Annotated in this window: 11 protein-coding genes; 4 read left to right on the forward strand and 7 right to left on the reverse strand. The window is 39.3% G+C overall.

Annotated elements, in window-relative coordinates:
• Positions 1 to 41: 41 nt before the first annotated feature.
• From LGQ90_RS12840 to LGQ90_RS12860, 5 genes are all read right to left on the reverse strand, one after another.
• Positions 42 to 1,850 (reverse strand): GNAT family N-acyltransferase, encoded by a 1,809-nt coding sequence (locus LGQ90_RS12840; RefSeq protein ID WP_229341587.1) that lies wholly within the window; start codon positions 1,848 to 1,850, stop codon positions 42 to 44.
• A 222-nt stretch (positions 1,851 to 2,072) separates the two neighbouring features.
• Positions 2,073 to 3,323 carry an aspartate kinase gene (locus LGQ90_RS12845; protein ID WP_229342445.1) on the reverse strand — a complete coding sequence of 417 codons (1,251 nt, stop codon included), beginning with the start codon at positions 3,321 to 3,323 and terminating at the stop codon, positions 2,073 to 2,075.
• Entirely contained in the window at positions 3,323 to 3,799 is a 477-nt protein-coding gene (locus tag LGQ90_RS12850; protein ID WP_229341588.1) for a GNAT family N-acetyltransferase, read from the reverse strand. The genes LGQ90_RS12845 and LGQ90_RS12850 overlap by 1 nt, the downstream gene beginning before the upstream one ends.
• A gap of 56 nt (positions 3,800 to 3,855) precedes the next feature.
• Positions 3,856 to 4,344, reverse strand: coding sequence for a GNAT family N-acetyltransferase (locus LGQ90_RS12855; protein WP_229341590.1), 489 nt, complete (start codon positions 4,342 to 4,344; stop codon positions 3,856 to 3,858).
• Between the two features lie 23 nt (positions 4,345 to 4,367).
• Positions 4,368 to 4,694: a DMT family transporter gene (locus LGQ90_RS12860; RefSeq protein WP_229341592.1), complete on the reverse strand. Its 327-nt coding sequence runs from the start codon at positions 4,692 to 4,694 to the stop codon at positions 4,368 to 4,370.
• Positions 4,695 to 4,814: 120 nt separating this feature from the next.
• Here LGQ90_RS12860 and fbp point away from each other — a divergent pair, with 120 nt between their 5' ends.
• The gene (fbp, locus tag LGQ90_RS12865; protein WP_229342446.1) at positions 4,815 to 5,861 is read left to right on the forward strand and encodes a class 1 fructose-bisphosphatase; all 1,047 of its coding nucleotides are present in this window, start codon (positions 4,815 to 4,817) and stop codon (positions 5,859 to 5,861) included.
• On the opposite strand, the gene LGQ90_RS12870 is transcribed toward fbp, so the two are convergent.
• Positions 5,834 to 6,265: a TerB family tellurite resistance protein gene (locus LGQ90_RS12870; RefSeq protein WP_229341594.1), complete on the reverse strand. Its 432-nt coding sequence runs from the start codon at positions 6,263 to 6,265 to the stop codon at positions 5,834 to 5,836. The two genes, fbp and LGQ90_RS12870, sit on opposite strands and share 28 nt — an antisense overlap.
• Before the next feature lie 154 nt (positions 6,266 to 6,419).
• On the opposite strand from LGQ90_RS12870, the gene LGQ90_RS12875 reads away from it, so the two are divergent.
• Genes LGQ90_RS12875 through LGQ90_RS12885 form a run of 3 tightly spaced genes read left to right on the forward strand, consistent with a single transcriptional unit; the run spans position 6,420 to position 11,501 of the window.
• A complete protein-coding gene (locus LGQ90_RS12875; RefSeq protein WP_229341596.1) occupies positions 6,420 to 7,442 on the forward strand; it encodes a ligase-associated DNA damage response exonuclease in 1,023 nt (340 codons plus the stop codon).
• Positions 7,439 to 9,031, forward strand: a complete 1,593-nt coding sequence (locus LGQ90_RS12880; RefSeq protein WP_229341598.1) for an ATP-dependent DNA ligase — start codon at positions 7,439 to 7,441, stop codon at positions 9,029 to 9,031. Before LGQ90_RS12875 ends, LGQ90_RS12880 begins: the two co-directional genes overlap by 4 nt.
• Position 9,032: 1 nt before the next feature.
• Entirely contained in the window at positions 9,033 to 11,501 is a 2,469-nt protein-coding gene (locus LGQ90_RS12885) for a ligase-associated DNA damage response DEXH box helicase (protein WP_229341599.1), read from the forward strand.
• Here the strand turns inward: LGQ90_RS12885 and LGQ90_RS12890 are convergent, their stop codons facing one another.
• Positions 11,502 to 12,005 carry a DUF1440 domain-containing protein gene (locus LGQ90_RS12890; RefSeq protein WP_229341600.1) on the reverse strand — a complete coding sequence of 168 codons (504 nt, stop codon included), beginning with the start codon at positions 12,003 to 12,005 and terminating at the stop codon, positions 11,502 to 11,504.
• Positions 12,006 to 12,049: the final 44 nt, after the last annotated feature.

Below are 12,049 nucleotides of genomic sequence, written 5' to 3' on the forward strand. Positions count from 1 at the left end.
GTGTTCTCAATTTAGTTGATCCGTTCGTCACTTCTAATCTCTCACTTTATACCATTGGCAGCCGCTCTTTCTTCCAGTTCCTTCTGAAATTCTTCCATAACTGGTTTTACGGTGCTTTCAGGAAGATCTGCGATTCTAATATACATAAGTCCGTCGACGGCGTCATTGAAAAGCGGATCTACATTAAAAGCAACCACTTTCGCGTTCTGCTTGATATATTTCTTGATAAGCACTGGCAGCCTTAAATTTTCAGGTTCCAGTTCATCAATGATCCTGTCAAATTTGTTGAGATCGGCTTCACTTTCGTCAAATACCAAGTCTTTATCGGCATCTTTTAATTTTACCTTGAACTCCTTTTTAGGATGAACATATTGCGCAACATAAGGATCATAATAATTCGATTTCATGAATTCGATCATCAGCGATTTAGAGAAATTGCTGAATTTGTCACTAATGGTTACCCCACCAATGAGGTATTTATGTTCAGGAAACCTTAAGGTACAATGCACAATTCCTTTCCAAAGTAAGAATAATGGCATTGGTTTTAGCTGATATTCTTTAATTATAAAAGCCCGTCCCATTTCAATAGACTGACTCATCATTTTATACAATTCGGGCTCAAACCGGAAAAGGTCTTGCAGATAAAATCCGTCAATTCCGTAATTGGCAAAGATCTCATTTCCCATTCCCATTCTGTATGCACCGGCAATCTTTTCGGCTTCCTTATCCCAAAGAAAAAGATGATGGTAATGATCGTCGAACTTGTCCAGATCTGTACTGTTATTCGTCCCTTCTCCTACAGCTCTGAAAGTGATCTCCCGGAGTCTGCCAATCTCATTCAGAATATTTGGGATCACCTCTCTTTTAGCCAGGAAAACCTCGTAATTCTTACTTTGTAGAAGACGTTTATCCATTTTTCTACAATTCTCAACTTCAATATTCATGAGTTCAGAATTTGTTTCTTCAGCGATATTTTTTGGAGAACGTGGAATTTTTAAGGTCTTCGGAAGATTGGAAAGCAGCTTCTTTTTTTCAAAAACATTGGCGAGCATATAGGTCTTTCTGCGTAAAAAAGCGGTGTATGTCTCAAGATTGGAATGTTCTTTTTGATCGTCCACCGAAATAGGATGACCTATTCTTACCTTAATTTTACGGCGCCTTTGCGTTAGCATTTCGCTGGGTAGTTTGGCCGTTCTTAGAACGTCGCTCATAGAAGCCAGGCGGTAGAAGAACAGGCTGTTCTTAGCATGAAAATAAATGGGAACTACCGGAACTTTAGATTTCTGAATAAGCTTCATGGCTGAAGGTTCCCAGGCTTTGTCTACAATATGCCTGTTATCCCTGTCCGTCGAAACTTCCCCGGCAGGAAAAATTCCCAGTGCATGACCATCTTTTAAATGAGCCATGGCATTTTTCATTCCACTAAGACTGGATTTTGCCTCTTTATGATCTTCAAAAGGATTTACGGGTAATATATAAGGTTTTAAGGGATCTAATCTATGGAGCAGAAAATTGGCGATCACTTTATAATCTGGTCTGCTTTTCAAAACCAGTTTCATCAGGATCATCCCGTCAATCCCACCGAGAGGATGGTTAGAAATAGTAATAAAAGGACCTTCTTTAGGAATTCTCTTCAGATCTTTCTCCGGTATTTCAAAATCGATTTCAAATTCATTTAATATCGAATCAATGAATTCAGTGCCTTTTAGATCCTTTCTCTTATCATATTCCTTATTGATCCTGGAAAGCTTCGTGGTCTTTAAAACCAGCCAGCCTATTCCAGTTCCAAGGAATCCGAGCTTGCGTAGGTTCATGACATTTGCAACTTCTTTGGCACTTACTATTCCCATGAGATTGGTTTGAATAATTAAATAATTTGAAAAAATTTACCTAAAATCTCCACTTTACCTCTCCTGAGGAGAGGTCGGAATTACTTCTTATGTAATTCCGGTAGAGGTAAAATACAAAATTTCCTTACCAGTAAACTAAAATGAAACCTATGAAATATTCATGAGTTACACAGATTTACATTGTTTCAAGGAATTTTGTATTTAAAAGTAATAAATCAAAATTTAGTTTTCGGCAACCAGCTGTACAGTATTCTGGGTAAGTTGTTTCAAAAGCACCTTTTTATCTTTTTCCAGGCTGTTTATCGCCTCTTCATTAAAGTGTCTGATAGTATATAACGAAACACCTGTTTTGTAATCTACCTTGAACCTTGCCTTAAGATGCTGAATGAGTTTTTCCAGTTGGTTGAACTTATTATCCACACAAACTCTAAAACTAATTGCTGAATTCTGAATAAGGTCTACCTTCATCTGATATTGATGAAAAAGTCTGAAGATCTCAGAGATATTTTCTTCTACCATAAAAGAGAAATCCAGTGAAGAAAGTGAAATAAGAACCTGGTCTTTTTTAACAATAAAACAGGGGATTTCCGGAAATATAGATTTGCCTTTGCTTACCGCCGTTCCTTCTTCTGAAGGATTTATAAAAGATCGAACAAAAAGAGGAATTTCCTTTCGCTGCAATGGTTGAAGTGTTTTTGGGTGGATCACCGTCGCTCCGTAAAAAGCAAGTTCAATAGCTTCTTCGTAAGAGATCTTATTCAGTAGCTGTGCTTTTTCAAAAAATCTCGGATCGGCATTTAGAACCCCGGGCACATCTTTCCAGATAGTAACATTTTCAGCATTCAGACAATAAGCCATGATTGCTGCAGTATAATCTGAACCTTCCCTGCCCAGTGTTGTGGTGAAATTATTAGGATCTGAAGCAATAAAACCCTGAATGATATTCAGTTTTTTGGGATCTATATTTTCCTGGATAAGCTCCTGAGTCTTCACCCAGTTTACCTGAGCATCTCTGTAAGTACTATCAGTCTTAATAAAGTTTCTGGCATCAAGCCAGGTAGAATTTATATTCTGAGAATTGAGATATTCACTTACAATGGAGGTGGAAATCAGTTCCCCAAAACTTACAATCTGGTCATAAACAAAATCGTATTGGATAGATTTATTATGCTGAAGAAAATTTTCGAGTTCAGTAAATAAGCTCTCTACCTTAAAGTAAACTGAAGCTTCCCTGTTAGAGAATAGACCTTCTAAGATACTGCGGTGATAATTTTTTACTTCATCCAGGCTGTTCGGAATTCTGGTGGTTTCCAGGTAATCTTTAACCACAACTTCCAGTGCGTTGGTAGTTTTCCCCATGGCAGAGATCACGATGAGCTTATTTTCGCTACCCGTTACCTTCAGCACTTTGATAAGATTCTTAACTCCTTCGGCATCTTTCACAGATGCACCACCAAACTTGAAAACTTTGATCACTTCCTTTTTACATTTTTTTGAATTCCGCCTTCTTCCATATGCACGGTTTTCCAGCTTTCTTTTATCTGGGCTCCGGTATTTTCATAGAATTCTATTGCATTCTTGTTACCTTCAGAAACCACCCATTCTATACGTTTAACGCCATGATCATGACCATATTTTACCACCTGCTTGTAAAGTGCTCCTCCAAGACCTGTACCTCTCATACTTTCACGTACGATTAGGTCTTCAAGATGTACGGTTCTGCCTTTCCAGGTAGAGAACCTGAAATATACCAAAGCCATGCCCTCGATCTTTCCTGATACATCTGCCACAAAGCATTTAAAATTACCATTATCAAAACCTTCCTGCTCAAGGTCTTCAATAGTTACTTCCACATCATCCAGATGATTTTCATGTGCTGCTAATTCTTTGATAAGTTCCAGCACCTGGTGCATGTCTTCCCGTCTGGCTTCGCGTATAGTATATTCCATAATTCAGATTTTTAACAAAAATACGCATTGAAAATGATAAGCCTATTAAAGACCTCTTAAAGGATGCCCTTATTCTCGAGATATTTATGCATTGATCTTTCGTCCATTTGTACAGTATCCCAGTCTTCCATTACATCGGCACCGCTTCGGCGATAGAAATCTGCCGCTTCTTTATTCCAGTTAAGAACCACCCACTCGGTACGTTTTACCTTTTGCTCCGCGGCAAATCTTATTACTTCGGTATAAAGTGCAGAGCCCAGACCTTTTCCGCGGAAATTTTCCCTAACGATAAGATCTTCCAAATGAACGGTTTTTCCTTTCCAGGTAGAATATCTAAAATAAATCAGGGCCATCCCCTCAATTTTTCCGTCAGCTTCAGCAACGAAACAGTGGAAAGCGGGATTTTCGCCAAAGCCATCTCTAATGAGATCATCTTTATTTATAATTACCGCATCAGATTCTTTTTCGAATATTGCGAGTTCATTAATGAGTTCGAGTACGGCACCCATATCGTTTTTTTGAGCTTTTCTAATTATGATATTCATTTTTCAGATCTTTAAATTTTAACTTAGTTAGATGCGAATTTCAATCCAATGATAGAGGCAATTAGCGTACTTAAAAAGAAGACTCTCCAAAAGCCTGCAGGTTCTTTGAATACGAATATACCTATGAGCACCGTACCAACCGCACCAATACCCGTCCATACGGCATAAGCCGTCCCAATGGGTAATTCTCTGGTCACTTTTACAAGCAGGAACATGCTAATCGCCAGGCATATTAAAAAACTCAGATACCAGAAAGTTGCATCCCTGCCTGTAGCAGTTTTAGCTTTTCCCAGACTTGCGGCAAAAGCTACTTCAAATAAACCTGCGATAATGAGTAAAATCCAGTTCATATTATGATATGTCTAATTCTATTATTACCACAAATCTAAACAATGATTTACTTTATGAGCGAAAACGTTGTAGTAAGACTAAAATTTAATAATTTAGCCAGCCTAAAACAAAAAGCATCCATGCCTAAGCCAAATCAAACCCTGGGAGAATTTATTATTGAAAATCAATCAGATTTTCCGGGTTCGTCGGGAGAACTCTCAAGATTGATCAACTCTTTAAGATTAGCAGCAAAAGTTGTAAACCACGAAGTAAATAAAGCCGGACTTGTAGATATTATCGGGGCTTACGGGGAAACAAATATTCAGGGAGAAGATCAGCAAAAACTGGATGTTTATGCCAACAATAAATTTATTCAAACCCTTACCAACAGGGAAATTGTTTGCGGGATAGCTTCCGAAGAGAATGACGATTTTATCCAGATTGAAGGTCATAAAGGAGATCATCAGAATAAATATGTGGTCTTGATGGATCCTTTAGATGGGAGTTCCAATATAGACGTAAATGTATCTGTAGGAACTATTTTTTCTATTTATCAAAGAGTAACTCCAGTGGGAACACCGGTTCAAAAAGAAGATTTTCTTCAACCGGGAAATAAGCAGGTGGCTGCGGGATATATTATTTACGGAACTTCAACCATGTTAGTTTATACCACCGGTCATGGAGTGAATGGCTTTACATTGAATCCGGCTTTAGGATCCTGGTACCTTTCGCATCCTGATATGAAATTTCCCGAAGAAGGACAGATCTATTCTATAAATGAAGGAAATTATATTCATTTCCCACAGGGAGTAAAAGATTATATCAAATATTGCCAGCAGGAAGAAGGAGATCGTCCCTATACTTCCAGGTATATTGGCTCCATGGTTTCAGACATTCATCGAAATATGATCAAAGGCGGGATCTTTATGTATCCAAAGAGTTCCAAAGCTAGTGAAGGGAAACTAAGATTGCTATATGAGTGTAATCCTTTTGCTTTTATTACTGAACAGGCCGGCGGAAAAGCCAGTGATGGATTTCAAAGGATCATGGATATTAATCCTACAGAATTGCATCAGCGTGTACCTTTCTTCTGCGGAAGCAAAAAAATGGTGGAAAAAGCGGAGGAATTCATGGCAAATGCTAAGGCAAATCCTCAGTCTCAGGAATTTTCCTTTTCAAGCAAGTAGCGATAGTCTTCAAAATTCAACTGTCCGCTAAAGATCTGGATAGAACGTTTGATAATACCTTCAGAAGCCTGGCTTGAGAAACCAAGTCCAATAGCGTATTTCTTGATCAGTTCTGTTTCTTCCTCATCAATGATATGATCGGCGAAGATTATTTTAAAAAGATCATGGAGACGTTCCAGTCTCCTTTCAATACTATTGTAGGAAGATAATGGAAATGCTTTAGGGTTTTCAATAACCTTGTCATACTCTTCCTGGCTAATATCAAGCTTTCTGGCAAAGCGTTTAAGAAGTAATTCTTCATCGTTATTGATCTCACCATCAACTGCGGCAAGATTCACAATAGAAGCAAAGTGACTAAGATTACGTAGGTGCTCTCCCGAGCCGAATAAATCTGAAAAAGACATTATTGTAAGGATTTTATATTACAAATATAGTCAAACAAGTAGGTTTTTGGTGTTATGCCGCCGCTAAAATAAATCTAGTCAATCGCTAATCTTTTCTTAATCATTGTAGGTTAAAATTACAATTAATTAAATTCAATATTCTTCAACAGAAAAGATGAAAACACCCTTACTGGCTTTTAATGATAAAGGAATTTACTGTGCGGCGGCAAATGTTTATCTGGATCCGTGGAAACCTGTGGATAAGGCAATAATCTCGCATGGTCACGCCGACCATTCCCGCTGGGGCCATAAAAAGTATATTACCCATCACAGTAATGTACCAATCATAAAACACCGGCTAGGCGATATTGTAGTTTCGGGAGTAGAATGGAATGAAACCTTTAGCATCAATGGAGTTAAATTTTCTTTGCATCCTGCCGGGCATATTATAGGATCTTCACAGATAAGGGTGGAATACAAAGGGGAGGTTTGGGTTTTTACCGGAGATTACAAGACTGAAGATGATGGCGTGGCGGTACCTTATGAACCAGTAAAATGCGACACTTTTATTACCGAATGTACTTTTGGATTGCCCGCTTTTAAATGGACACCTCAAAAACAGGTCTTTGAAGATATCAATAACTGGTGGCAGCAAAATCAGGATGACGGCAGGACGTCGGTATTATTTGGATATTCCCTTGGAAAAGCCCAGCGTTTACTGAAGCATCTCGATTCTTCCATTGGAAAAATATATACCCATGGAGCCATAGAAAATATGACGGAAGTTTTAAGAGATCAGATTGATTTTCCAAAAACTACCAGGATCACCAGGGAAACAAAAAAAGAAGAGATCAAAGGCAACATTGTACTGGCTCCAGGGAGTGCTCATGGCAGTACCTGGATCAGGAAAATGGTACCATATGTAACTGCTTCTGCCAGTGGCTGGATGACTTTTAGAGGGGCAAGGCGAAGGAGGGCAATCGATAAAGGATTTGTATTGAGTGATCATTGTGACTGGCAGGGATTACTACAATCTATTAAAGAAACGGGATGTGAGAAGGTGATATGTACTCATGGTTATACTGATATTTTTTCAAAATTCTTACGAGAACAGGGCTATGATGCCAGGACTGAAGAAACCCAGTATGAAAGTGAAACAGGCGCTTTGGAAAATGATAAAGAAAAAGATTCAGAATGAAGGCATTTGCAGATCTTATAAAAACGCTGGATAGTACCAATAAAACTACTTTAAAGGTAGCTGCGCTGACGGAATATTTTAAAAATACTGCTCCAAAAGATAAAGTCTGGACTATTGCTATTTTGAGTCATCGCAGGCCACCAAGACCAGTGAATACTACATTAATGCGGGAATGGGCTTCAGAATTAGCTAAAATTCCACTTTGGTTATTCGAGGAGTCTTATCATATCGTAGGTGACCTTGCTGAGACAATAGCCCTCGTAATTCCGCCTGCCGAGGATTCTACCGAAAAAAGTCTGAATCAATTCTTGCAGGAGATCATAGAATTAAAACGCAAACCCGAGGAGGAAAAGAAAGAATATCTTTTTAAGAACTGGCTTAATCTTAACTATTATGAACGCTTTGTTTTCACCAAACTTATTACAGGAAGTTTCAGGATTGGAGTAAGTCAGAAATTAATGACCCGGGCACTTTCTAAAGCAACAGATATAGACGAAGATATACTTGCCTATAAAATGATGGGAAATTGGGAGCCTTCGAAAATTACTTTTAAGAAGCTGATTCTTGAAGAAAATGAAGAAGATTTTTTATCCAAGCCTTATCCGTTTTACCTGGCCTATGCGATAGAAGGAGAGCCGCAGGAATTAGGAGATGTTTCAGAGTGGAGTGCCGAGCATAAATGGGATGGAATACGTTCGCAGGTCATTATAAGAAATGATGAACTTTTTGTATGGAGTCGTGGAGAAGAACTGGTGACCGATAAATATCCGGAATTTGAAGCTTTTGTAGAAGCTATTCCAAATGGGACGGTAATAGACGGAGAAATACTACCTTTTCCGAAAGGAGACATAGGAACTTTCAAGGATCTTCAAACGAGAATTGGTCGTAAGAACATCAGTAAAAAATTACTTGAAAAAACACCGGTTATCTTAAAAGCATATGATATACTGGAATGGGAAGGAGAGGATATCAGGGAAACGGCATTTGGAGATCGCAGAAAGATTCTGGAAAAATTATATAGTGATGTTGCTTCAGAAGAGCTTCCATTGCATTTATCTGAATCTATAAGTTTCAATAGTTGGGAAGAAGCCGCGGTGGAAAGAGAAAATTCCAGGGAAGTAAAATCTGAAGGGCTTATGCTTAAAAGGTATGACTCACCTTATCTCGTGGGCAGAAGAAAAGGAGATTGGTGGAAGTGGAAAGTTGATCCGCTTACTATTGATGCGGTTCTTACCTATGCCATGCGTGGTCATGGTAGACGGAGCAACCTTTTTACCGATTATACTTTTGGACTTTGGGATAAGGAAAAAGGAGAACTGGTAACTTTTGCAAAGGCATATTCCGGACTTACCGATAAAGAATTCAGAAGTCTGGATGCCTGGATCAAGAAAAATACGCTGGAAAGATTTGGTCCTGTAAGAAGCGTTACTCCGCACCATGTATTTGAGATCGCTTTTGAAGGAATCGCCGAATCAAAACGACACAAAAGTGGTGTGGCTACCAGATTTCCGCGAATACTTCGCTGGCGAACCGATAAGAAGATCGAGGAAGCCAATACGCTGGAAGATCTAAAAGCTCTTATCCCATAATATGAAAAGAGCGGAATTAATTGGGCTGGCAGAAACCTGGTTTTCAAATCAGGGATGGAAGCCATTTAAATTTCAGAAGGATAGCTGGAATGCTTATTTACAGAAGAAAAATGGCTTACTAAATGCACCCACAGGAAGTGGAAAGACTTATGGATTATGGGTTCCTATTGTTCTGGACTATATCAAGAAGAACCCAAATTATAAGACCGAGCATAAAAAAGGACTCAAAGCCATTTGGATAACACCTTTAAGAGCACTTTCGGTAGAAATCGAACAGGCTGCGACCAGGTTTGCTGAAGAGATGGGAACTCAATTCACTGTTGGAATAAGGACGGGGGATACATCCCAGAAGGAACGCGCGGCCCAGAAAAAAGCGATGCCAGATCTTTTGATCACCACCCCGGAAAGCCTGCATCTCCTGTTATCCTCAAAGAACTACGATAAGACCTTTAAGGGTCTGCAGGCAATAGTGATCGATGAGTGGCATGAACTTTTAGGGACTAAACGCGGTGTACAGGTTGAACTGGCATTATCCAGATTGAAAACTGTATCTAAAGACCTTCGAATTTGGGGAATTTCTGCAACTATTGGAAATCTTGATCAGGCGAGGGAAGTCCTGTTGGGTCCCGAATCTGAAGCTTTTGAGAACTCAGTAATGATAAGAGCTAATCTGAAAAAGAAAATAGAAGTCCGTTCTATCATTCCCGAGAAAATGGAGAAATTTCCCTGGCGTGGCCATTTGGGATTACATCTTATTGATGAGGTGGTACCAGTTATCAATAACTCCAGAACAACGCTGCTTTTTACCAATACCAGGTCTCAATGCGAACTCTGGTTTCAGAAATTAATGCATAAGTATCCTGAATTTGCCGGTGAAGTCGCCATGCATCATGGTAGTATTAATAAAGAAACCAGGCTCTGGGTAGAGCAGGCAATTCGAAATGAAAGTCTGAAAGCAGTGGTTTGTACTTCCAGCCTAGACCTGGGAGTCGATTTTGCACCCGTAGAAACGATTATTCAAATAGGGGGTCCTAAAGGTGTTGCCCGGTTTTTACAACGGGCGGGTAGAAGTGGGCATCAGCCGGGAAAATTGAGTGTGATCTATTTTTTACCTACCCATGCCATTGAGCTTATTGAAGCTTCAGCGCTGCAAAAAGCGGTGGAAAAACAGGCTGTGGAAGATAGAATTCCGTATTTGATGAGCTTTGATGTGTTAGTACAGTATTTAAATTCACTTGCTGTCTCCAATGGATTTTATCCAAAAGAGATCTATCCCGAGATCGCTTCCACTTTTTGCTTTCAGGGAATTACCGATGAACAGTGGACCTGGATCCTGAATTTTATAACCAAAGGGAGTCAAAGTTTACAGGCTTACGACGAATATAAAAAAGTTGAGATCGAAGAGGATGGCAAGTTTAAAATAAACAATCGTGGAGTGGCCATGCGTCACCGACTTCAAATTGGAACCATAGTTAGCGATGCCATGCTGAGTGTGAAATATATGAAAGGCGGCTATATTGGAACTATTGAAGAATGGTTCATCTCCAAACTCAAACCGGGAGATGTATTCACCTTCGCCGGTAGAAATCTGGAGCTGGTGCGCATTAAAAATATGCAGGTACTGGTAAGAAAATCTTCCAAAAAAACCTCTAAAGTTCCAAGCTGGATGGGTGGTAGAATGACCTTCTCCGCACAAATGAGTGAATTGCTCAGAGAAGAAATGTTCACCGCTTCTATATTAACCGAGGGGCAGAAGTCAACAAAAGAACTTGAAGCTTTATCAGGTATTTTTGAAAGACAGAAAAGAGAATCTATCATTCCTAAAAGCGATGAGTTTCTGATAGAAACATTTAAGACCAGGGAGGGCTATCATGCCGTGTTTTATCCATTTGAGGGTAGGTTCGTACATGAAGCTTTAGGAAGTTTGCTGGCTTACCGGATTAGTCTTTTATCACCTATAAGCTTTTCCATCGCTTTTAATGATTATGGTTTTGAATTGCTTTCAGATCAGGAGATCGACATGCAACAGGTGCTTGATAATAATCTTTTTAGCGCAGAGTATTTAATGGACGATCTATATAAAAGTTTGAATGCAACCGAAATGGCTAGACGGAAATTTAGAGACATTGCGGTGGTGGCGGGTCTCGTTTTTACCGGCTATCCCAATAAATTGGTAAAGAGCAAACATCTTCAGTCTAATTCGCAATTGCTCTTCAGCGTATTCAGAGATTATGAAGAGGATAATTTATTGTATCAGCAGGCATTCAGGGAAACTTTTGAACATCAACTGGAAGAGGGGAGATTGAGAGTTTCCCTGGAACGAATTGAAGAACAAAATATAGTATGGAGAAAATGTGAAAAACCAACGCCTTTTTCTTTTCCGATTATTACCGATAGATTACGGGAGAAATTGTCTTCAGAAAAACTCGAAGATCGTATTAAAAGAATGCTGAAGCAACTGGAAAAATAACTATTCCCTGAGCTGTTTATCCAGATAATGTCTTACCAGCTCTGTGGTAACACCAAAAGCAACATGAGCAAAAAGCTCATTCATCTGCATTCTAATAGGAATATCTGTTGGTTTGGGTTCAAGTCCAAGAATTGGTAAAGAAGTTTCATGAGTAGAGGCCCAGGTAGTGGCGCCAAATACAATCCCGTCCATTGGTCTAAGGCCAAATCTATTTTTCTTACCATAGCCATAAGCTGCACCCAGCGAACCACCAATAGGAATGTTCACAAGTTGCTCGGCTAGAGCCTCATTTTGAGTACTTACGGGAGTGCCCGTGATCTTGGTTGAAAGATCATCTACGATCTTTATTTGAGCGGAACGTTGTTCTATTTTTCTTACCGGAAGGAATTGTTCAATGAGGCTTTTTACCGCCGATCCTGCCAGCCCTCCAACAAAACCTGCAAGCAGGCTGCGGCTGGTATTAGACATATATGAATCTTTCTGAAGAAATGTACTTACGCTCATAATCATTTTCAATTTTACAGAATAAAACTATTTAATCAACTTTG

Source organism: Christiangramia sediminis, from assembly GCF_020552705.1.
GTDB classification, from domain to species: Bacteria; Bacteroidota; Bacteroidia; order Flavobacteriales; family Flavobacteriaceae; genus Christiangramia; species Christiangramia sediminis.